We start from the raw sequence: 19,949 nt of genomic DNA on the forward strand, positions 1-19,949 counted from the left end.
TCAGAACTTCAGGGTGGCTGCGGTGGCCGTCGCGTCAACACCTTGCTGACCGCTTGGGCCGATCAGTTGTACCTGAATTTTCGTGGTCGCAGGGAAGGTCTTGAACACTTGGCTCAGGTCGAGGTTGCCCAGGGCCGTCGGCGTGGCGCAGGTGAACTGATAGTGGGCGTGGATCTCGCTGTGGTCGTGATGATGCTCGTGGGCGGCAGCGCCTTTGCCGTCGGTGGCGTGGTCATGGTCGTCATGCTCGGCTTCGGGCTTGTCACCGAACAGCGGGCTGTTGAGTTCCTGGCTGCTGACCTTGCAGCCTGCGGCCTTGGGCAGGTTGAACAGTGCCTGTGGGTTCTCCAACTGCTTGCGCGCGGCGGCGACCTTGGCTATGTCGGCGGCGCTGGTCGCGGCATGCTCGAACCCCACCAGGTTCATGGCCGGGCTGTCCAGCTCAAGCTCCAGGGCCTGGCCGTCCAGAACCGCGTTGAGGCGAGCGACGCCGTGTTCGTGGGCGCCAAGACTGCCATGCTCGTGGTCATGATCTTCGTGAGCATGTGCGACAGCCAGTGGCAGCAGGGCAAACGGCAAAGCGAGCAGCAAACGGCGCATGGGACGGCTCCAAGATGAAAGTTATGTTATGTGATCTTATAACAATAAGTTTGAGTTTGACCGCCCGCTTGGCGTTGCGCAAGCGGCATGGGAGCATGCCCATCAGAAAAATGCAGGAGTAAGGACGATGTTGCGAATTCGTGGAACCGTCGGCGACCTGCCGGTGGATTTGACCCTGGAACTGGATGACGGTGATTGGGCGCGGCTGGGCGCACAGTTACAGGCTGCTCCAACGCCCAGTGCGTCGATGACGACGCCAGTCAAACAGAGCGAGGATCTGTGGCAGCACGCCCAGGATTTGCTGCGCAACGCCGGGCAGCTCAATGGTCTGGAATTGCTCGATCAACTGGAAGGGTTGGCTGGCGATGCCGGGGCAGGCAAGCGCCTGCTAGTACGTCTGCGCCACAGCGCCAAGGTCAAAGTGAGCAGCGGCGGTGATACGCCGCTGTACAGCTGGATCGCTGATTAGTACAACGCAGCAAACAACTTGCGACGGTACACCGTGACCAGCGGGTGATCATTGCCCAACAGTTCGAACACCTGCAGCAAGGTCTTGTGGGGCAAGCCTTCGCTGTAGCTGCGGTTGCGGATAAACAGCTTGAGCAGACCTTCCAGCGCCCCATCGTATTGCTGGCGCGCCAGTTGCTGGATCGCCAACTGATAGGCCGCTTCATCGTCCTGCGGGTTTTGCGCCAGGCGGCTTTTCAGGTCGGCAGCATCCGGCAAGTCCGCAGCCTGGCGCAGGAAGGTGATTTGCGCCTTGGCCCCGGCCAGGGCGGCCTTGTGGTCGTCGCCCTTCACCGCGTCGAGCACGGCCTGGGCTTCGCCCAACTCACCGCGTTCGGCCAGGCAGCGTGCGTACAGGATCAGTGCCGGGGCGTTGGTATTGTCCTCGCCCAACAGCGCCACCAGCAGCGCTTCGGCCTCGCTGATACGCCCTTCGCTGAACAACGCCTGGGCCTGTTCCAGCGGATCCGCCGCAGCTGGTGGTGGCATCTGCACATGGGGTTCCAACATGGCCCGCACTGCCGACTCCGGTTGTGCACCGGCAAACCCGTCCACCGGCTGGCCATCCTTGAACAGCACCACCGTCGGCAGGCTTTGAATGCCAAAGCGCGCCACGATGTCCTGCTCGGCCTCGCAGTCGACCTTGGCCAGCAGCAACTCGCCCTGATAACTCTCGGCAATCTGCGCCAGCATCGGCATCAGTGCCTTGCAGGGCGCACACCACTCGGCCCAGAAGTCCACGAGCACGGGTTTTTCGAAAGAATTCTGAATCACCGCCTGGTCGAAGTTGGCGGTGGTGACGTCGAAGATGTACGGCGTGGGCTCACTCATGGGGCGTCTCGAATAAAGCGGGAATGGGGGCAACTATAAGGGCTGGCGCCGGGAATGGTACAGGCTCACCTTGCGAAACTCCCAAGGCTCGGCCAAGTCAGGCAGGGTCAGCGCGTCCAGGATCTCCAGCTGTTGATAATGCGGGTGACGGAAGTCCCGTACCCGCGAATCCGCCACCAGCGCTTCGCGGCCACGGCTGAGGAATTGATCCAGCAGCGGCAGGTTGGCGCGGTCGTAAAGCACGTCGGCGACCAGGATCAGGTCGAAGCGGTCGGCTTCGGCGAAAAAGTCTGCCGAATAGCCCAGTTCCACCTGGTTGAGTTCGGCGTTTGCGCGGCAAGAGGCCAGGGCCAGCGGGTCGAGGTCACAGGCCACCACTTCCAGGGCGCCGGCTTTTACCGCGGCAATCCCGGCCACGCCAGAGCCGGCGCCGAAGTCCAGCACGCGTTTGCCCGCGACCCACTCGGGATGCGCCGCCAGGTAGCGTGCCAACGCCAGGCCGCTGGCCCAGCAAAAACTCCAGTAGGGCGGCTCATGCAGGATGCGCCGGGTTTCTTCCTGGCTGAAGGCACGGTCCATGTTGTCGGCGTCGAGCAGCCACAGCGATAGGTCGGTGCCCGGCAGCGGGCAGGGCACCAATTGGGCGTCGCCGATCAACTCGCTCAGGGCACGCTGCAGGTGCTGCGGTGGTGTCATGGCGCCTTGACGAGTTGCAGGGGGCCGGTGCTCTGGGTGATCGCCTGGGTGATGCGTACCGCAGGCAGGTGCAGGATCAACTGGCCAGACTGGCTGGCGCGGCCACGCAATTCAACCCGCGCACCGGCCGGGAAGGCTTCAGGGTTGAAGCGCAGGCGGAAGGCCAGCGGCTTGCCATTGCCGCTCAGCACGCTGCTGGCGAGCAGTTGTTGCGGGCGCGAACGGTCGTCGATCACCAGCAGCGCCATTTCGACTTCGGCGCCGGCGGGCACGTTGGTCAGGCTGCCGCTGATTTCCCGTTGATAGGCGGGCAGGGGGCCGAGGTCTTCAATGCCCGGGACTTTTTTCTCTTGCGCCGGTGTCGGTTGAGGCGCGGCCGGCTTGGGGGCTTCGCTGCTGCAGGCGACCAGAAAACTGAACAGGGTGAGTAGAACAAATGGTCGTAACTGCATGTACGGCTCCAGAAAGGACAAAATCCGTGGCTTAAAAATATGAAACATATAGGCCTGCCTATATACCGTAAAGGCTATGGCTTGTCTTGCCACGGGGATGCGCTACCATGGCCCTCCCATTTTTTGTTGCCTGCCAACCATGCACTGTCCCTTCTGCGGTGCCAACGACACCAAGGTCATTGATTCGCGTCTGGTCGCCGAGGGCGATCAAGTGCGTCGTCGGCGCGAATGCCTGGCCTGTGGTGAACGTTTCACCACCTTCGAAACCGCCGAACTGGTATTGCCCCGTCTGATCAAGTCCGACGGCAGCCGCCAGCCTTTCGACGAAGAAAAACTGCGCGCCGGTATGCAGCGCGCTTTGGAAAAACGCCCGGTAAGTGTCGAGCGCCTGGAAGCGGCGCTGGTGCACATCAAGCACAAGCTGCGTGCGACCGGCGAGCGCGAGGTCAAGAGCCTGGTCGTCGGCGAGCTGGTGATGGGCGAGCTGCAAAAGCTCGACGAAGTCGCCTATATCCGTTTTGCCTCGGTGTATCGACGCTTCCAGGACCTCAATGAGTTCCGCGAAGAAATCGACCGCCTGGCCCGTGAGCCGGTGAAGAAATGAACCCACCCAGCGCTGAACAGACGGTCCTCGACGCCCATTACATGGCCCGCGCCCTCGAATTGGCGCGCAAGGGCCTGTACACCACTCACCCCAACCCGCGGGTAGGCTGCGTGATTGTGCGTGACGGGCAGATTGTCGGCGAAGGCTGGCACGAGCGCACCGGCGAGCCCCACGCCGAGCCGAATGCCTTGCGCGCCGCCGGTGACAAGGCCCGTGGCGCGACGGTGTACGTCACCCTTGAACCGTGCAGCCACCATGGCCATACGCCGCCCTGCGCCGATGCGCTGGTGACGGCTGGCGTGGCGCGTGTGGTCGCAGGCATGCAGGACCCCAACCCGGAAGTGGCCGGGCGCGGTATGCAGCGTCTGGCCCAGGCCGGTATCGAGGTGCGCAGCGGCGTATTGGAAGCTGAGGCGCGGGCGCTAAACCCGGGCTTTCTCAAGCGCATGGAGCACAGCCTGCCGTTTGTGCGGGTCAAGTTGGCCATGAGCCTGGACGGCCGCACCGCGATGGCCAGCGGCGAAAGCCAATGGATCACCGGCCCCGCTGCCCGCGCCGCCGTCCAGCGCCTGCGTGCCGAGGCCAGTGTAGTGTTGACCGGTGCCGACACGGTGCTGGCCGATGATGCCCGCTTGACCGTACGTGCCGCTGAGCTGGGTCTGGATGAAGCCACCACGGCCCTGGCCATGTCGCGCCCACCGTTGCGCGTGTTGATCGATGGCCGGCTGCGGGTGCCGCTCAACGCCCCCTTTTTCAAAGCCGGACCGGCGTTGGTCATCACCTGCGTCACCGCGCAAAACCAGTACCCCCGCGGCCCCGAGTGCCTGGTGGTGCCGGGCGTGGACGGTCAGGTTGACCTGCGTTCTGCTCTGGTGGCGTTGGCCGCACGTGGCGTCAACGAGGTGCTGGTGGAAGCCGGCCCGAGCCTGGCGGGTGCGTTTGCCCAACAGGGCCTGGTGGACGAATACGTGATTTTCATCGCCGGCAAATTCCTCGGATCCGCCGCCCGGCCGCTGCTGGACTGGCCGCTTGAAAAGCTGGCCGACGCCCCTCGACTCAAGATCACTGAAATGCGTGCTGTAGGCGACGACTGGCGAGTCACTGCCATTCCCGTCCCGGCAGCGAGCGTATAATTCCCGGCCTGCGCTTGAGCGCCCGCCCTCGTTTTCAGGAGAACGACATGTTCACCGGCATTATCGAAGCCATTGGCAGCATCCGTGCAATGACCCCCAAAGGTGGCGACGTCCGCCTGCTGGTTGAAACCGGCAAGCTGGACCTGGGCGACGTCAAGCTGGGCGACAGCATTGCCGTCAGCGGCGTGTGCCTGACCGTCGTCGAGCTGCCGGGCAAAGGCTTTGCCGCCGACGTCAGCCGGGAAACCCTGGACTGCACCGCGATGAACGACCTCAAGGCCGGCAGCCCGGTCAACCTGGAAAAAGCCCTGACGCCTACCACGCGCCTGGGCGGTCACCTGGTCAGCGGCCATGTCGACGGTGTCGGCGAAGTAGTGGCCCGCAGCGAAAATGCGCGTGCCGTGGAATTCCGTATCCGCGCGCCCAAAGAGCTGGCCAAGTACATCGCCCACAAAGGCTCGATCACCGTCGACGGCACCAGCCTGACCGTGAACGCCGTCAATGGCGCCGAATTTGAACTGACCATCATTCCCCACACCTTGAGCGAAACCATCATGGCGTCATACCAGCCAGGTCGCCGGGTGAATCTCGAAGTCGACTTGCTTGCCCGTTACCTGGAGCGCCTGCTGATGGGCGAAAAGGCCGCAGAGCCTGCATCCGGGAACATCACTGAAAGTTTTCTGGCCGCTAACGGCTACCTGAAATCCTGACCAAGGGGGTGCCGCGTGGCGCTCAATAGCATCGAAGAACTGGTTGAAGACATCCGCCAAGGCAAGATGGTCATCCTCATGGATGACGAAGACCGCGAGAACGAAGGCGATATCATCATGGCCGCCGAGGCGTGCCTGCCTGAGCACATCAACTTCATGGCCAAGCATGCTCGCGGGCTGATCTGCATGCCCATGAGCCGCGAACGCTGCGAATTGCTCAAGCTGCCACTGATGGCGCCGCGCAATGGCTCGGGTTTCGGCACCAAGTTCACCGTATCGATTGAAGCCACCACGGGCGTCACCACCGGCATTTCCGCCGCTGACCGTGCGCGCACCGTGCAAGCTGCTGCCGCCAAAGACGCCAAGGCCGAAGACATCGTCAGCCCGGGCCATATCTTCCCGTTGATGGCCCAGCCGGGCGGCACCCTGGCACGCGCCGGCCACACCGAAGCCGCCTGCGACCTGGCGCGCATGGCCGGTTTCGAGCCGAGCGGGGTGATCTGCGAAGTGATGAACGACGACGGCACCATGGCCCGTCGTACTGAGCTTGAAGCCTTTGCCGCCGAACACAACCTCAAGATCGGCACCATCGCCGACCTGATTCACTACCGCATGATCCACGAACGTACCGTTCAGCGGATTGCCGAGCAGCCGCTGGACAGCGAACTGGGCCAATTCAATTTGGTGACCTACCGTGATTCAGTGGAAGGCGACGTACACATGGCCCTGACCCTGGGCAATATTTGCGCCGAAGAACCGACCCTGGTGCGGGTGCACAATATGGATCCCCTGCGCGACCTGCTGATGGTCAAGCAACCGGGTCGTTGGAGCCTGCGCGCCGCCATGGCTGCGGTCTCCGAGGCGGGCAGCGGTGTGGTGTTGTTGCTCGGTCACCCATTGGACGGCGATGTCCTGCTGGCGCATATCCGCGAAACCGCTGACGCCGTACCAGTGAAAAAACCGACCACCTACAGCATCGTCGGTGCCGGTTCGCAGATCCTGCGCGACCTCGGTGTACGCAAAATGCGCCTGATGAGCGCACCGATGAAATTTAATGCGATATCCGGATTCGACCTGGAAGTTGTAGAATACGTGCCCTCCGAATAAAGGCTGGCGATTTCTGCCCCTTGTTCGCGGTTAAATCATCACTGAGGGACGCACTTTTCGCGTCCCGGCTCTTTAAGAGATTTGTCGAATGACCCTGAAGACCATCGAAGGTACCTTCATCGCCCCCAAAGGCCGCTATGCCCTGGTGGTTGGCCGCTTCAACAGCTTCGTGGTTGAAAGCCTGGTAAGCGGTGCCGTTGACGCCCTGGTTCGCCACGGTGTGAGCGAGAGCGACATCACCCTTATCCGTGCCCCTGGCGCCTTCGAAATTCCGCTGGTTGCGCAAAAAGTTGCTCAACAGGGCGAGTACGCGGCGATCATCGCCCTGGGCGCGGTCATTCGTGGCGGTACCCCGCATTTCGAATACGTGGCTGGCGAATGCACCAAGGGCCTGGCCCAGGTGTCCATGGAGTTCGGCGTGCCGGTTGCCTTTGGCGTGCTGACCGTTGACTCCATCGAACAAGCCATCGAGCGCTCCGGCACCAAGGCCGGTAACAAAGGCGCTGAAGCTGCCTTGTCCGCGCTGGAAATGGTCAGCCTGCTGTCGCAGTTGGAGGCCAAGTGATTTCCGACGAGAGCGATCGTTTCAACCCGCGCGACGAGCGTCCGGCCGATGCCGGCAAGCCCTCGAAAAGTGAAAAGCGCCGTGCGGCCCGTCAGCTCGCCACCCAGGCGCTGTACCAGCGTCACATGGCCGGCACTTCGCTGAACGAGATCGAAGCGCAATTTCGCGTCGATAACGACTTCACCTTTGCTGACCAGAGCTACTTCCACGATATCCTGCACGGTGTTCCGGCCAACCAGGCCGAGATCGATGCTGCGCTGTCGCCATGCCTGGACCTGACCCTCGAAGAGCTGGACCCGGTTGAGCTGGCAGTACTGCGCCTGTCTACCTGGGAGCTGCTCAAGCGCGTTGACGTACCGTACCGCGTGGTAATCAACGAAGGCATCGAACTGGCGAAAGTCTACGGTTCGACCGACGGCCACAAGTTCGTCAATGGCGTGCTCGACAAACTGGCCCCGCGCTTGCGCGAAGCCGAAGTGAAGGAGCACAAGCGCTAACCTGCGCTTGAGTTCCCGAATGGGCGAGTTCGAGCTGATCAGCAGGTTCTTCGCCGCTGCGCCCTGTGCGCAAGGCGGCGAAGGCATTGCCCTGGGGATCGGCGACGACTGCGCCTTGCTGGCGCTCCCCGCCGGGGAGCAGTTGGCTGTCTCTACCGATACGCTGGTGGCCGGTGTGCATTTTGCCGACCCGTGTGATCCCTTCCTGCTCGGCCAGCGCTCGCTGGCCGTGGCAGTGAGCGACCTGGCCGCCATGGGCGCCAACCCCCTCGCATTCACCCTTGCCCTGACCACACCGAGCGTCGATATCGACTGGCTGCAACGCTATGCCCAAGGCTTGAACGCCATGGCGCAAAGCTGCGGCGTGGGCTTGGTGGGCGGCGATACCACCCGCGGGCCGTTGAGCCTGACCCTGACCGTGTTTGGCAGTGTGCCGGCCGGGCAGGCGTTGACGCGCAGCGGTGCACGGCCGGGTGACCTGCTATGTGTCGGCGGTGAGCTTGGCAATGCCGCCGGCGCTTTGCCGCTGGTATTGGGCCAGCGCACGGCGGATGCGGCAATCACCGAGCCGCTGCTGGCCCATTACTGGTCGCCGCAACCGCAGTTGGCCCTGGGGCTGGCGCTGCGGGGCAAGGCGACTGCGGCCATGGACATCTCCGACGGGCTTCTGGCCGATTGTGGGCATATCGCCAAGGCCTCGGCGGTCCGCCTGGTGGTCGAACGTCACAGGTTGCCGTTATCCACGGCCTTGCTGGCATTTGTCGGCGAAGACCAGGCCCGTGTGGCGGCATTGAGCGGCGGCGATGACTACGTGCTGGCGTTCACTTTGCCAGCGTCTCAATTGGTGCCGTTGCAGGCGGGCAACTGGCCAGTGCATGTGATCGGTCGGGTCGAAGCCGGGCAGGGCGTGACGCTGCTCGATGCCAACGGCCAGGACGTCACCCCGGCGGTGCGCGGCTACCAGCATTTTCGCCGGGCGCCCTAAGCTGGCGTCCTGCTACCCTTAATAGGTTTACTCCAGGAGAGGCCGTCACTATGGCTGTGCGCCGCTGGCTGCTGACCGTGCTGTGTGCCTTTGCCTTCGTGGCCGAGGCGGAACAGATGCCTGTGCCTGGTAAGATCGTGCTGGCCAGTGAGCAGTGGAACGACTACACCAACCAAGATGGCAGCGGCCTGGCCTGGGACCTGTTGCGTCAGATTTTCGAGCCCGCTGGTATCACCTTGCAAACTCGCAGCGTGCCCTATACCCGCTCGGTCGGCCTGACGCAGCGCGGCGAGGTGGATGGTTATGTCGGCAGCTATCGCAATGAAGCCAGCGCAGTGTTGTATCCCCGGTGGAACTTCGACGCCGACCACATTTACGCCCTCGGGCTGGCAACAGCGCCAACGCCGACATTGGCGACGCTGGGCGACTACCGCCTCGCCTGGGTGCGGGGCTACAAGTACGAGCAATACATGCCCAGCGTGCGTCGCTTCAACCAGATCGAGCGGCGCAGCGGCATCCTGCCGATGCTGCAACACGGCCGCGCCGATTTTTATATCGACGCCCTCACTGAAGCCAAGTATTTGCTCAGCCAATCCCACGAGCCGGCGCTGTTCAAACTCACGCATATCGCCGAGTTGCCGCTTTACATCGGCTTTGCCGATTCCGAGCGCGGGCGGGCGTTGATGGCGGTGTATGACCAGCGCCTGACCAGTCTGGTCAAGACGGGCGAGTTGAAAGGGATTTTCGCACGCTGGAACCAGCCCTATCCGTTCTAGTTCACTGTAGGCGCGAGCTTGCTCGCGAAAAAAACCATAGGCGCCGCGTTGCTTCAGAATGGCCGCATTAACGTTGACAACTTTCGCGAGCAAGCTCGCGCCTACATAGAATCAATCCGAAGGCCAATCGAACCTATTGATCTTTATCAGCGATAATTCAGCTTAAGCGTCTGTAGGAACGTACTGTTACAATGGCCGCCTCTGTGAAATCTGAAATCAGGAGCACACGGTGCCCGTCGTTTTCGTCGCTGCTTCCAAGCTGCCTACCCCTTTTGCCACGTTCACCATGAACGGCTTTCTCGAAGAAGCCACCGGGCGCGAGCACGTTGTGCTCAGCCTCGGCGACATCACCGATGGCGCGCCGGTGCTGGGGCGTGTGCATTCCGAGTGCCTGACCGGCGATGCGCTGTTCAGCCAGCGCTGTGACTGCGGCTCGCAACTGGAAGCGGCAATGCAAGCCATCGCCCGTGAAGGCCGTGGCGTGCTGCTGTACCTGCGTCAGGAGGGCCGCGGTATTGGCCTGCTGAACAAGATCCGTGCCTACGAACTGCAAGATGGCGGCGCCGACACCGTGGAAGCCAACGAACGCCTGGGCTTCGCCGCTGACCAACGTGACTACGCGATCTGTCTGCCGATGCTTGAGCACCTGGGTGTCAAATCCCTGCGCTTGATGACCAACAACCCGCGCAAGGTCAAGGCCTTGACCGAGATGGGCATCACCGTGGCCGAGCGCGTGCCGCTGCATACCGGGCACAACCCGCACAACAAGCTCTACCTGGCCACCAAGGCCAGCAAGCTCGACCACATGATGGGCAACGAGCACCAGGGCGAGGTCGACCGCGCGTGACCCGAGGCCAGGTAAAGCGGCGACTGTCTTTCAACTGGTGGCAGTACCTGGCCCTGGCGTTGCTCCCATTGTTTGTGATCAACCTGGTATTTGGCCGCGCCGAATCCCTGCTTCCCGTGCTGGCCATGCCGTTTTTCATTGCTGGCGTGGGGTCGATGTTTCTCAGCCTGCGTTATTTCCACGGTTATAAACATGCGCTGATCGCTACCTCCAAAGCCCTCGATACCCCTGAGGAACCCGCTGCCTGGATCACCCTGGCGGCGCGTCGGCGCACGGCCTTGCTGGTGGCCGCGCTGCCGGCCTGGATCGGTGCGCTGGCGGTGTTTGTCGGGCTGGAAGCAGTGCCGCTGTTTCTGCTGGCAATGTCGACCATGGTGCTGTTTTACCTCTACCGCATTCCGCGTCAACTGGGATGAGCCGTTACTGGCTGGCACTGCTGCTGGTATTCAGTGTCCAGGCGATGGCGGCCGAGAGAGTGGTCAGCCTGGCGCCGTCACTGTCTGAAATCGTGGTTGAACTGGGCGCCGCCGACCAGCTGGTGGGCGTACTCGATGGCGGCGAACGCCCAGCAGCGTTGGCGAAAGTGCCGTCGGTCGGGCATTACGGCCAGTTGGACATGGAGCGCCTGCTCAGCCTCAAGCCTGACTTGATTCTGCTGTGGCCTGGCAGTGTTGGCCCGGCCCAGCGCGAGCAATTGCAGCGCCTGAATATCCCGGTGTACGTCGCCGAACCCCATAGTCTTGAACAGCTGACCACCCAGGTCCAGGCCATTGCCGAGCAATTGGGCCGCGCGCAGGCCGGCCAGGTGTTGGCCGATAAGCTGCGCCAACGCCTCGCCGAACTGCGCCAGCGCTATCGGCGTGCCGAGCCCTTGCAGGTGTTTTATCAAGTATGGAACCAGCCGCTGTATACCGTGGGCGGTGGGCAGATCATCAGCGATGCGCTGGGGGTGTGCGGGGCGCGCAATGTGTTCGATGATCTTAAGCTGCCGGCCCCGCAGGTCAGTCTGGAATCGGTACTGCAGCGTGATCCCGAGTTGATTCTGGTGGGTGACCAGGCGCAGATGGATGCGTGGAAAGCATGGCCGACGATGGCGGCACGCGTCTTGTTAGTGCCAGACAAGGGGTTGGAGCGGCCCAGTGGGCAGATGTTGGAGGCGGTGGCGCGGTTGTGTCAGGTGATTGCGCCGGACCTGTGAGGCCGCTTTCGCGAGCAAGCCCGCTCCCACAGGGGAATGCATTTCAAATGTGGGAGCTGGCTTGCCTGCAATGACGTCGGTTCAGATCTCAGGTGTCCAAGTCACCCCAAACATCCACACCCGGCCTTCTTCGCGATAGTCACGATTGTTCTCATAATTGGGCTCGTCATAGCTGTACCTCGCCCGCGCATAAGTCTTGTCCAGCACGTTATCAACCTTGACCGATAACAACACGCCCCGCGTCAATGCCCAACTGCTGCGCAGCCCCAGCAAGCCATAGCCCGACAGGCGCTTGGTGTTCTCTGCGTCGTCATAGCTGCTGCTGACGGCTTGCCAACTGCCCCCCACGCCCAAACGATCAAACTGACGATCCAGATCCAGGCTCAAGGTGCGGCGTGCGCGACGTTCCAGCGTGTGGCCGCTGTCCCGATCGCGTGGGTCGATGATCGACAGCCCAAGGTTACCTTGCCAGCCAAACAACTCCTGCTTGAGCGCAGCTTCAAAACCATTGATCCGGGCTGACGCCACATTGCGCGGCATATAGAAATCTATCTGCTGCGCAACGATGGCGTCCTTGAGGTCGGTGCGATGCAGCGAAGCCTCCAGGCGCGTTGTGTCGCTCAGTTGGCTACGCCATTGCAACTCATAGCTTTTCGAATGTTCGGGCTTGAGGTTGGGGTTGCTGCTGAACGGGTAATACAGGTCATTGAAGCTCGGCGCGCGGAAGCCTTCGCTGTAGGACAGTAATAGATCGTTATTCGGGTTGAGCGGCAGGGTTAGGGTGCCGCTCCAAGTGTTCTGGCTACCGAATTGCTGGTTGGTGTCGTGGCGCAGGCCCAACTCAGTGGAAAACGCCTCGGCCTTGAATCGATGCTGGATAAACACGGCACGGTTCCAGCGGCTATCGGCTTTCAGGTTTTCACTGGTGTGGACGCGGTCTTCATACCAGTCGCCGCCCAGGATCAGACTGTTACGCTCAGTCAGGCTCAAGTCGTTCTGCCAGTTAACCGAATCGCGATAGGTATTGAAGGCGCTGTTGTAGTCGCTCAAGCGGTCACGCTTTTTGTCGCGGTTCTCGCTGTGGCCCATTTCTACGCGGGTTTGCCAGGCATCGTTGAGCTTGGCATCGACATAACTGCTGGCGCTGCTCACGGTGTAGTGAGTGTAGGGCCTCATACCCACGGCCTCAGTCAAACTGATATTGCGGCCGAAGGGGTTGTCATACTCGGCCTTGCCTCGGCCATCCAACAGGTTAAATCCGACTTCCACGTCGTCATTCAGCGAGTGGCTGAGGTTGAGGCTGATGGACTTGTTGCGATAAGCATCGTGATCACCGTCGCTTGCAAAGGATTCTCGGGTCCAGTCGATGCCCTGGGTTTCATCCAGGCTGGCGCCGAGGTTGAAGCGCGTGCGCCCATCACCGCCCGACAAGCCAAGGCTGCGTTCCCAGGTCTGGTGGCTACCAAAACCCAGGTGCAGGCGCGGGTAGATGCCGGCTTCGGCATTGCGTCGCGTGAAAATCTGGATGACCCCGCCAATTGCATCGCTGCCATAGACCACCGAGCGTGAGCCGCGCAGCACTTCCACCCGCTCAATCTGATCCACACTCAAGAACTGCAGGCCGCTGTCACCCGATGTGGCATTGGCAATGCGTTGGCCGTCCACCAGCACCAAACTTTGAGCCGTCTTGGTACCGCGAATGAAGATCCCCGGCAAACTGCCACGCCCACCTGTCGGCGCAACCTGCACACCCGGCACGCGGCTGAGCAGGTCGGTGACGCTACCGGGCTGCAGGCGGTCGATGTCGGCGCGGGTGAACACTGTGTTGGCAGCGCTGCTGTCGTTGCGCGCCTGCACCTGGCGGTTGGCGCTGATAACCACGTCGGAGAGCTTAAGCGCCTGGTCGCGGGTGTCGGCGAGCAGGTCGGCGCAAGGTAGAAGCAGTAGGGCAAGGCACAGGCGGTTCATGGGCTGTCCATAGCGTTTGAAGGTGACACAAAATAAATGTGGGAGGGGGCTTGCCCCCGATAGCGGTCTGTCAGTCTCAGTATTTTTAACTGATCCACCACTATCGGGAGCAAGCCCCCTCCCACATTTTAGTCCCGGTTTCTACAGGGCCAGCAATGCCATGCGCTCGCGGACCGAGGCTTCGATGCCGGCCTCATCCAACCCGCACTCGGCCAGCATCTGCGCCGGCTTGGCATGCTCGACGTACAGATCCGGCAGGCCCAGGTGCAGCACCGACTTGAGGATATTCTCCCGCGCCAGGAATTCGCTGACCGCCGCGCCGGCGCCGCCCATGATCGCGTTCTCTTCAACCGTCACCAGCAGCTCATGGCTAGCTGCGATCTCGCGCACCAGTGCTTCATCCAGCGGTTTGACGAAACGCATGTCGACCACAGTGGCGTCGATTTTCTCGGCGACTTTCAGCGCTTCGGCCAGTTGCACGCCAAATACCAGGAATGCGGTTTTGCTGCCTTGGCGACGCACGATGCCTTTACCGATCTCAATCGGTTCCAGGTCTTTCTCGATCACCGCGTTCGGGCCATTGCCCCGCGGGTAACGTACGGCGGCCGGGCCGTTGTACAGGTGGCCGGTGCTGAGCATCTTGCGCAGTTCGTTCTCGTCGCTCGGCGTCATCACCAGCATGCCGGGGATGCAGCGCAGGTAGGACAGGTCGAAACTACCGGCGTGGGTGGGGCCGTCTTCGCCCACCAGGCCGGCGCGGTCGATGGCGAACAGCACATCGAGGTTCTGCACCGCTACATCGTGAACAAGCTGGTCATAACCGCGTTGCAGGAAGGTGGAGTAAATCGCCACCACCGGCTTGGCGCCTTCGCAGGCCATGCCGGCGGCGAAGGTGACGGCGTGCTGCTCGGCAATCGCCACGTCGAAGTAACGCAGCGGGAAACGCTCGCTGAACGCCACCAGGTCGGAGCCTTCCTTCATTGCCGGGGTAATGCCCACCAGGCGCGGGTCGGCGGCGGCCATGTCGCACAGCCATTCGCCGAACACACCGGAATACTTCGGCCCGCTGGCTTTTTTAGGCGCAGCGGCGGGGGCGTCGAGGGGTTCAAGCTTGGTGATCGCGTGGTAGCCAATCGGGTCGACTTCCGCCGGGGCGAAGCCTTTGCCTTTCTTGGTGACGATATGCAGGAACTGCGGGCCCTTGAGGTCACGCATGTTGCGCAAGGTGGCGATCAGGGTCGGCAGGTCGTGGCCGTCGATAGGGCCGATGTAGTTCCAGCCCAGCTCTTCGAACAGGGTGCCGGGCACCAGCATGCCCTTGGCGTATTCTTCGGTGCGACGGGCAATTTCCCACGCACCAGGCAGGCGCGAGAGCACTTTCTTGCTGCCTTCGCGCATGCTGGCGTAGGTGCGGCTGGAAAGGATCTTCGCCAGGTAATTGGACAGGCCCCCGACATTGCGCGAGATCGACATGTCGTTGTCGTTGAGGATCACCAACATGTTGGCGTCCACTTCCGGCGCGTGGTTGAGCGCTTCAAAGGCCATGCCGGCGGTCAGCGCGCCATCGCCGATCACGGCAATGGCTTTGCGCTCGCTGCCTTGCAGGCGGGCGGCGATCGCCATGCCCAGCGCTGCACTGATGGAGGTGCTGGAGTGGCCGACGCCAAAGGTGTCGTACTCGCTCTCCGAACGTCGCGGGAAGGCGGCCAGGCCGTCCTTCTGGCGCAGGCTGCCCATGCGCTCGCGACGGCCGGTGAGGATCTTGTGCGGATACGCCTGATGGCCCACGTCCCACACCAACCGGTCATCCGGGGTGTCGAACACGTAATGCAGGGCGATGGTCAGCTCGATCACGCCCAGCCCGGCACCGAAATGCCCACCGGTCTGGCCGACCGTATAGAGCAATTCCAGGCGCAACTCATCGGCCAGGGTTTCCAGCTCTGCTTCACCCAGTCGACGCAGGCCGTCCGGCGTGGCAGCGCGGTCGAGCAAGGGCGTGGACGGGCGTTTGCGGGGAATCTCTTGAAACGTCGTGGGCATCAGGCGAATCGTTATAGGTATAGAAGAGGCGGCAGTTTACCTCAAGCCGTGCAAACTGCCCACGCAGAGCGCCGAACTTGGCCGATATGCGGCGCAAATGGCCGGGGTTGTCAGTGGCGGCGCTCGACGATATACCGCGCCAGGTCCCGCAGGGGCTCGGCCGCCGCGTCGAAAGGTCGCAGTGCATCCAGGGCTTGGTCACGCAGTTCAATGGCATATGCCTTGGCAGCTTCCAGCCCAAGTAATGCAGGGTATGTCGGCTTGTCCCTTGCGATATCGGCGCCTTGGCGTTTGCCCAGGGTGGCAGTGTCACTTTCTACGTCGAGAATGTCGTCCTGTACCTGGAACGCCAGGCCGATAGCCCGGGAATAGGTTTGCAGAGCCGCCAACTGCGCGGCTTGGGCACGGCCACTGGCCAAGGCGCCCAGGTGCACAGCGGCTTCAATCAGCGCGCCGGTCTTATGGCGATGCATGTGTTCGAGGGCTTTTTGATCCAGCTTGAGGCTGACCGAACCCATGTCGATGGCTTGCCCGCCGACCATGCCGGCTGGGCCTGCGGCCTGGGCCAATGCGGTTACCATGCGCAGGCGGATCTCGGCGTCGACGCTGCTCAAGCGCGGGTCCAGCAATGCGCTGAACGCCAGGCTCTGCAAGCCGTCACCGGCCAGGATCGCATAGGCTTCATCAAAGGCTTTATGGGTGGTGGGCTGGCCGCGACGCAAATCGTCGTCGTCCATAGCCGGCAAATCGTCATGCACCAGGGAATAGGCGTGGATCAACTCCACCGCGCAGGCGGCACCATTGGCTTCTTCGGCAGGTGCACCCAGGGCTTCACATGCTGCATAAGCCAGCAACGGGCGTACACGCTTGCCGCCATTCATGACGCTGTAGCGCATTGCTTCATAGAGGCGCGCCATTTCCGGGCTTGGCGCTATAAACAAGGGCTCCAGCGCCGCATTCACCCGGGCTTGGCTACTGGCCTGGTACGCGTCGATCATTCCGGCTGTTCCGCATCGAAAGGCTCTTCGGCCAACTCCCCATCACGCTCCAGCAACACCTGGACCTTCTGCTCCGCCTGCGCCAACGCGCTCTGGCAGTCGCGGGTCAGGCCGATGCCCTGCTCAAACGCCGTCAACGAGTCCTCCAGCGACAACTCGCCGTTCTCCAGCCGCTCGACCAGGGTTTGCAGGTCGGCGAGGGATTGTTCGAAATCCAGTGCAACTTTTTTGCGGGCCATGGCGGCAATTCCGGTAGACGGTAAACCGGCGCGACACTAGCAGACATGGGGGATGGGGGCAAATGAGTAGGGGGCTACTCGTGGGTGGGATTGATCTGATAACGCGTGCTGCGGCCGCCTCCGGGGAGGCGTGTCAGGCAGTTTTTTTCCAGTAGGTCGGCCAAGTGTCTTGTGGCTGTCGCCTTGGACACTTTTGCCACCGCTTGGTACTGCGCGGCGCTGATGCTCTGTTCGAAGCCCCGCTCACCCCCATCGAGCAGGCGGTTGAGTACCTTAACCTGTTCGACAGACAAAGGAACGCCATGGTGTTTTTGCCAGAACCGGCTCTTGTTCAGCACCCGGTCAATCCGCGCCATCGCCTGCTGCAGACTACCCAGCAGCGTTTTCAAGAACCATTCCAGCCAGTCGGTAATATCCAGCGTGGCCTTTTGGCTGGATTCCAATGCCTTGTAGTAACCGGCGCGATCTTCGAGGATGCTGGCCGACATTGCATAAAATCGAATGGCTTGGTGCTCACCCTGGGCCAGGGCCAAGTCAGTGATAGCACGCGTCAGCCGTCCATTACCGTCATCGAACGGATGCAAGGTGATGAACCAGAAGTGCGCTACGCCAGCGCGTACCAATGGATCCAGCTCAGGTTGATCGCGGCTTGTTTCGAACCACTCGAGGAAATCATCCAGAGCCTGCTCCAGGCCTTTACGTGGTGGTGCTTCGAAATGGACGGTCGGCCGATCAAGTCGCCCTGACACGACCTGCATAGGCTCATCGCCTCGCAATTCACCGACCTTGACTGCGCGCGCGGCGTAGCCTGCTTCGGGAGCAGGGAACAATAAATGATGCCAATTCAATAACCGAGCGCGGGTGAAGGGTTGGTCGAATTGCTGGGTGGCATCCATCATCAAATCCGCCAGCCCTTCACTGCGGCGGCTTACCTGACCGTCCTTCGTGGCTTCCAAGCCCATTCGTCGCGCCAGTGATGAACGCACCGAGCCGACGTTCAATTGCTCACCTTCTATGGCCGAGGAGGTCAGGATATTTTGCAGCAGTGCATCCAATTCATTTTGCGCACTGACCGCTTGGGTGACAGAACCGAGCATGCCCAGAAGCTTGCCTTGGGCTTGCCCGCACTCCCGTAGCAAGGCCGCCAGACGCCCGGGCTGCCAGTGGAAGTGGGGCCAGTCGGTGTGTTGCCAGATCCAGTGCGGGTGATTCATGGGTATGCGCCTGGGTGCGTGAGCCGAATAGGGGATGTATTCGGCTCATTTGGTGAGCCGATTGTGCGGCGAATTTGGCTCATGGTCCAGAGGGCTGACCTCTTGTTCGGAGTACGCGGCGAAGTGGTTGAGGTCGTACTTAGACGTTTGTTGGATATAGATGAATGGAATTTACTTTCAACTCTACGAAATCGCACTCCTCTTTTATTGGTTTGTCAAGTTCAATAATTATTATTGAGTCGCCAAGCTTTAATGCGGCGCAACCATCATCTTTATCTTGAATTAGTTTGCCAATTATTGAGTGTGTGTCATTAGTGAAAGTGATTTGTGGCGTCTTTTTAAGCGAGGGTATGATGTTTTTTTTCCAAAAAAACACTTCGTTCAGCTCGAACTCCACGTCTAGATCTTCACCAATTTCTGGTGTGGGACTGCTCCATAAAGCTACGCCATTTCCGAAGGGGAAATGAATTCTCACATGCAGAATGCCTTGGTCAGAAACCGTGTCGGTTACTCGTATCTTCATTTAGGCCTGACTACTGTATTTTAGAGCTGATTTCGACACGCCCAAAGTTTTCATAAAGAATTAGCGGTTTGGGGGTGTTCTAAAATTTTACAAAGTCTACATCTCCCTCAAATGAAATGCAGGCAATCCAGTCTAGTTGTTTTTGAAGTATGTACGTATGTTGAGGAATTTTCGAAAAAAAATGTAGTGGGTACATAAGGTCGTTGATAGCAATTGAATATGCGTTATCGGTTGCATCGCCTATGAAAATTATATTCCGTTCCGTAGCGGACTTTATTTTTTTTTCTAATTTCACTAGCGTAGAGTGCGAAGAGGATGGACCAATGTAAGTGATTTCTTTAAATGAGCTCCAAGCTATTTGGCTTCCTGAAAAAGTGATGGTCTCATTTATTAACTTAACCATTGAGTCGTGTTCAGCTTCTGAAAGAACGCTGAATTGGACGTTAATTTGCTTGAGGTCGTTGATTATTTCATCGTCAAGATAGCTCATTTCTGTGCGAACCTCTTGGTGAGCTGAAACACAGTTTTTGATGTGCCTTCAAACGTGTAATGAGGGCCATTTTTTCTGTGGGTCCATACGTTAATGTGAGCGCCATGCCTATCGTCGTATTCAATACGATAACCAGTCCTCGCGTCAGCTGTTTGCATTCCGATGGGCTGACCTTTACGTTCGCCAAACTTTCCTAGTTTCGGTTTTTCTGCCCGAAAGTCGTTTTCCAGTAACCATTCAAGTGCCTTGTTCAACGCTTGCTCATAGGTGACGGAGTGAGTTGAGCTACCTACCTTTGGCGTTTCTTCTTCATGTCGATGAGACGCTTGGCTTTTTTGTCCCGGGCACTTGCCACGAGTACATGCTAATCCTAGCGGATCCACCCATCCCGTAGGATTGAGCGCGTACTGGTACCCATTGATCCCACCCGCCAACTTCACCGGATCCGGTGACAGGTAACGACCAATATCCGGATTGTAGTAGCGATGGCGGTTGTAGTGCAGCCCGCTTTCCTGATCGAAATACTGCCCCTGAAAACGCAGTGGATTGTCGAGCTTGCCTACGTCGAGTCGGGCGATCTGGCCGTAGGCTCGATAGTGGGCGGACCAGACGATTTCGCCTTCGGGCGTGGTGAGTTCCTGTGGTGTGCCGAGGTGGTCGAGTTGGTAGTGGTAGGGCGTTGTGGCTTTTGGGCCGAAGCCTTCCAGCAGTGCCAGTGGGCGGAAGCTATCGGGCTCGTAGATGTAGCTGCGGTGGCGGTCCGCATGATGTTCGGCAATCAGCTTGTCGCCTTGCCAGAAAAACTCCGTGGTCTTGCCGTCCACGGTCTTGCTGATGCGCCGCCCAAAGGGGTCATAGCGGTAGCTGGCGGTTTCGCCGTTGGGCTTTGTCACGCTGATCAGCCGATGCTGGCAGTCGTAACCATATTCAGTGACGAGCTGATGACCCTTGCCGCGTCGTTCGCGGATC

23 protein-coding genes are annotated in these 19,949 nt (G+C 60.6%); 12 read left to right on the top strand and 11 right to left on the bottom strand.

The genetic code is table 11. The annotated features are described in order from the left end of the window. Entirely contained in the window at positions 1-600 is a 600-nt protein-coding gene (locus QZR30_RS24575) for a DUF2796 domain-containing protein (protein WP_046069746.1), read from the bottom strand. A 127-nt stretch (positions 601-727) separates the two neighbouring features. Between QZR30_RS24575 and QZR30_RS24580 the strand changes: the two genes are divergently transcribed. Beyond that, positions 728-1,069 (top strand): hypothetical protein, encoded by a 342-nt coding sequence (locus QZR30_RS24580; RefSeq protein WP_046069745.1) that lies wholly within the window; start codon positions 728-730, stop codon positions 1,067-1,069. On the opposite strand, the gene trxA is transcribed toward QZR30_RS24580, so the two are convergent. Genes trxA through QZR30_RS24595 form a run of 3 tightly spaced genes read right to left on the bottom strand, consistent with a single transcriptional unit; the run spans position 1,066 to position 3,086 of the window. After that, positions 1,066-1,938 (bottom strand): thioredoxin, encoded by an 873-nt coding sequence (gene trxA, locus QZR30_RS24585; protein WP_056846343.1) that lies wholly within the window; start codon positions 1,936-1,938, stop codon positions 1,066-1,068. The genes QZR30_RS24580 and trxA overlap by 4 nt on opposite strands. Positions 1,939-1,971: 33 nt before the next feature. Further along, complete coding sequence (locus QZR30_RS24590; protein ID WP_311904428.1) at positions 1,972-2,634, bottom strand: class I SAM-dependent methyltransferase; 663 nt, start codon at positions 2,632-2,634, stop codon at positions 1,972-1,974. After that, positions 2,631-3,086, bottom strand: a complete 456-nt coding sequence (locus QZR30_RS24595; RefSeq protein ID WP_046069742.1) for a YbaY family lipoprotein — start codon at positions 3,084-3,086, stop codon at positions 2,631-2,633. The genes QZR30_RS24590 and QZR30_RS24595 overlap by 4 nt, the downstream gene beginning before the upstream one ends. Positions 3,087-3,225: 139 nt before the next feature. Here QZR30_RS24595 and nrdR point away from each other — a divergent pair, with 139 nt between their 5' ends. The 11 genes from nrdR (at position 3,226) to QZR30_RS24650 (ending at position 11,508) form a co-directional block, all read left to right on the top strand. Then, positions 3,226-3,690 carry a transcriptional regulator NrdR gene (gene nrdR / locus QZR30_RS24600; RefSeq protein ID WP_026082968.1) on the top strand — a complete coding sequence of 155 codons (465 nt, stop codon included), beginning with the start codon at positions 3,226-3,228 and terminating at the stop codon, positions 3,688-3,690. Continuing rightward, the gene (ribD, locus tag QZR30_RS24605) at positions 3,687-4,823 is read left to right on the top strand and encodes a bifunctional diaminohydroxyphosphoribosylaminopyrimidine deaminase/5-amino-6-(5-phosphoribosylamino)uracil reductase RibD (protein WP_059398381.1); all 1,137 of its coding nucleotides are present in this window, start codon (positions 3,687-3,689) and stop codon (positions 4,821-4,823) included. The genes nrdR and ribD overlap by 4 nt, the downstream gene beginning before the upstream one ends. A gap of 47 nt (positions 4,824-4,870) precedes the next feature. After that, the gene (locus QZR30_RS24610) at positions 4,871-5,533 is read left to right on the top strand and encodes a riboflavin synthase (RefSeq protein ID WP_056846345.1); all 663 of its coding nucleotides are present in this window, start codon (positions 4,871-4,873) and stop codon (positions 5,531-5,533) included. Positions 5,534-5,548: 15 nt separating this feature from the next. After that, complete coding sequence (gene ribBA, locus QZR30_RS24615; protein WP_046069739.1) at positions 5,549-6,640, top strand: bifunctional 3,4-dihydroxy-2-butanone-4-phosphate synthase/GTP cyclohydrolase II; 1,092 nt, start codon at positions 5,549-5,551, stop codon at positions 6,638-6,640. An 88-nt stretch (positions 6,641-6,728) separates the two neighbouring features. Beyond that, positions 6,729-7,205 carry a 6,7-dimethyl-8-ribityllumazine synthase gene (gene ribH, locus QZR30_RS24620; protein ID WP_003194576.1) on the top strand — a complete coding sequence of 159 codons (477 nt, stop codon included), beginning with the start codon at positions 6,729-6,731 and terminating at the stop codon, positions 7,203-7,205. Beyond that, positions 7,202-7,702 (top strand): transcription antitermination factor NusB, encoded by a 501-nt coding sequence (gene nusB, locus QZR30_RS24625; protein WP_046069738.1) that lies wholly within the window; start codon positions 7,202-7,204, stop codon positions 7,700-7,702. The genes ribH and nusB overlap by 4 nt, the downstream gene beginning before the upstream one ends. A 19-nt stretch (positions 7,703-7,721) precedes the next feature. Continuing rightward, positions 7,722-8,687 (top strand): thiamine-phosphate kinase, encoded by a 966-nt coding sequence (gene thiL / locus QZR30_RS24630; RefSeq protein ID WP_046069737.1) that lies wholly within the window; start codon positions 7,722-7,724, stop codon positions 8,685-8,687. A gap of 50 nt (positions 8,688-8,737) precedes the next feature. Beyond that, entirely contained in the window at positions 8,738-9,463 is a 726-nt protein-coding gene (locus tag QZR30_RS24635) for a substrate-binding periplasmic protein (RefSeq protein ID WP_059398380.1), read from the top strand. 229 nt (positions 9,464-9,692) lie between these two features. Further along, positions 9,693-10,310, top strand: coding sequence for a GTP cyclohydrolase II (ribA, locus tag QZR30_RS24640; RefSeq protein ID WP_046069735.1), 618 nt, complete (start codon positions 9,693-9,695; stop codon positions 10,308-10,310). Further along, positions 10,307-10,726, top strand: coding sequence for a nuclear FMR1 interacting 1 family protein (locus QZR30_RS24645; RefSeq protein ID WP_043051120.1), 420 nt, complete (start codon positions 10,307-10,309; stop codon positions 10,724-10,726). The genes ribA and QZR30_RS24645 overlap by 4 nt, the downstream gene beginning before the upstream one ends. Then, positions 10,723-11,508, top strand: a complete 786-nt coding sequence (locus tag QZR30_RS24650) for a cobalamin-binding protein (protein WP_046069733.1) — start codon at positions 10,723-10,725, stop codon at positions 11,506-11,508. The genes QZR30_RS24645 and QZR30_RS24650 overlap by 4 nt, the downstream gene beginning before the upstream one ends. An 81-nt stretch (positions 11,509-11,589) precedes the next feature. Here the strand turns inward: QZR30_RS24650 and QZR30_RS24655 are convergent, their stop codons facing one another. The 7 genes from QZR30_RS24655 to QZR30_RS24685 form a co-directional block, all read right to left on the bottom strand. Beyond that, positions 11,590-13,476 carry a TonB-dependent receptor domain-containing protein gene (locus QZR30_RS24655; RefSeq protein ID WP_311904432.1) on the bottom strand — a complete coding sequence of 629 codons (1,887 nt, stop codon included), beginning with the start codon at positions 13,474-13,476 and terminating at the stop codon, positions 11,590-11,592. A gap of 141 nt (positions 13,477-13,617) precedes the next feature. Beyond that, positions 13,618-15,516, bottom strand: coding sequence for a 1-deoxy-D-xylulose-5-phosphate synthase (gene dxs / locus QZR30_RS24660; protein ID WP_046069731.1), 1,899 nt, complete (start codon positions 15,514-15,516; stop codon positions 13,618-13,620). Between the two features lie 110 nt (positions 15,517-15,626). Next, the gene (gene ispA / locus QZR30_RS24665; protein WP_046069730.1) at positions 15,627-16,514 is read right to left on the bottom strand and encodes a (2E,6E)-farnesyl diphosphate synthase; all 888 of its coding nucleotides are present in this window, start codon (positions 16,512-16,514) and stop codon (positions 15,627-15,629) included. Further along, positions 16,511-16,753 carry an exodeoxyribonuclease VII small subunit gene (locus QZR30_RS24670; RefSeq protein WP_003176346.1) on the bottom strand — a complete coding sequence of 81 codons (243 nt, stop codon included), beginning with the start codon at positions 16,751-16,753 and terminating at the stop codon, positions 16,511-16,513. Before QZR30_RS24670 ends, ispA begins: the two co-directional genes overlap by 4 nt. Positions 16,754-16,827: 74 nt before the next feature. Continuing rightward, positions 16,828-17,967 (bottom strand): Fic family protein, encoded by a 1,140-nt coding sequence (locus QZR30_RS24675; RefSeq protein ID WP_311904435.1) that lies wholly within the window; start codon positions 17,965-17,967, stop codon positions 16,828-16,830. A gap of 139 nt (positions 17,968-18,106) precedes the next feature. Further along, positions 18,107-18,490: a hypothetical protein gene (locus QZR30_RS24680; RefSeq protein ID WP_148666891.1), complete on the bottom strand. Its 384-nt coding sequence runs from the start codon at positions 18,488-18,490 to the stop codon at positions 18,107-18,109. A 486-nt stretch (positions 18,491-18,976) separates the two neighbouring features. Beyond that, a partial coding sequence (locus tag QZR30_RS24685) for an RHS repeat-associated core domain-containing protein (protein WP_311904436.1) occupies positions 18,977-19,949 on the bottom strand: 973 nt, incomplete at its 5' end.

Origin of the sequence: Pseudomonas sp. rhizo25, assembly GCF_031931935.1 — a bacterium.
Classification (GTDB): Bacteria; Pseudomonadota; Gammaproteobacteria; order Pseudomonadales; family Pseudomonadaceae; genus Aquipseudomonas; species Aquipseudomonas synxantha.

Excerpts from the sequence above, each read along its gene's own strand:
- QZR30_RS24595 (WP_046069742.1), bottom strand. The coding sequence starts at position 3,086 with ATGCAGTTACGACCATTTGTTCTACTCACCCTGTTCAGTTTTCTGGTC.
- QZR30_RS24670 (WP_003176346.1), bottom strand. The coding sequence starts at position 16,753 with ATGGCCCGCAAAAAAGTTGCACTGGATTTCGAACAATCCCTCGCCGAC.
- QZR30_RS24680 (WP_148666891.1), bottom strand. The coding sequence starts at position 18,490 with ATGAAGATACGAGTAACCGACACGGTTTCTGACCAAGGCATTCTGCAT.
- QZR30_RS24650 (WP_046069733.1), top strand. The coding sequence starts at position 10,723 with ATGAGCCGTTACTGGCTGGCACTGCTGCTGGTATTCAGTGTCCAGGCG.
- trxA (WP_056846343.1), bottom strand. The coding sequence starts at position 1,938 with ATGAGTGAGCCCACGCCGTACATCTTCGACGTCACCACCGCCAACTTC.
- nrdR (WP_026082968.1), top strand. The coding sequence starts at position 3,226 with ATGCACTGTCCCTTCTGCGGTGCCAACGACACCAAGGTCATTGATTCG.
- QZR30_RS24655 (WP_311904432.1), bottom strand. The coding sequence starts at position 13,476 with ATGAACCGCCTGTGCCTTGCCCTACTGCTTCTACCTTGCGCCGACCTG.
- QZR30_RS24675 (WP_311904435.1), bottom strand. The coding sequence starts at position 17,967 with ATGAATCACCCGCACTGGATCTGGCAACACACCGACTGGCCCCACTTC.
- ribH (WP_003194576.1), top strand. The coding sequence starts at position 6,729 with ATGACCCTGAAGACCATCGAAGGTACCTTCATCGCCCCCAAAGGCCGC.
- QZR30_RS24635 (WP_059398380.1), top strand. The coding sequence starts at position 8,738 with ATGGCTGTGCGCCGCTGGCTGCTGACCGTGCTGTGTGCCTTTGCCTTC.
- QZR30_RS24590 (WP_311904428.1), bottom strand. The coding sequence starts at position 2,634 with ATGACACCACCGCAGCACCTGCAGCGTGCCCTGAGCGAGTTGATCGGC.
- ribD (WP_059398381.1), top strand. The coding sequence starts at position 3,687 with ATGAACCCACCCAGCGCTGAACAGACGGTCCTCGACGCCCATTACATG.
- QZR30_RS24610 (WP_056846345.1), top strand. The coding sequence starts at position 4,871 with ATGTTCACCGGCATTATCGAAGCCATTGGCAGCATCCGTGCAATGACC.
- ispA (WP_046069730.1), bottom strand. The coding sequence starts at position 16,514 with ATGATCGACGCGTACCAGGCCAGTAGCCAAGCCCGGGTGAATGCGGCG.
- QZR30_RS24575 (WP_046069746.1), bottom strand. The coding sequence starts at position 600 with ATGCGCCGTTTGCTGCTCGCTTTGCCGTTTGCCCTGCTGCCACTGGCT.
- dxs (WP_046069731.1), bottom strand. The coding sequence starts at position 15,516 with ATGCCCACGACGTTTCAAGAGATTCCCCGCAAACGCCCGTCCACGCCC.
- QZR30_RS24580 (WP_046069745.1), top strand. The coding sequence starts at position 728 with ATGTTGCGAATTCGTGGAACCGTCGGCGACCTGCCGGTGGATTTGACC.
- thiL (WP_046069737.1), top strand. The coding sequence starts at position 7,722 with ATGGGCGAGTTCGAGCTGATCAGCAGGTTCTTCGCCGCTGCGCCCTGT.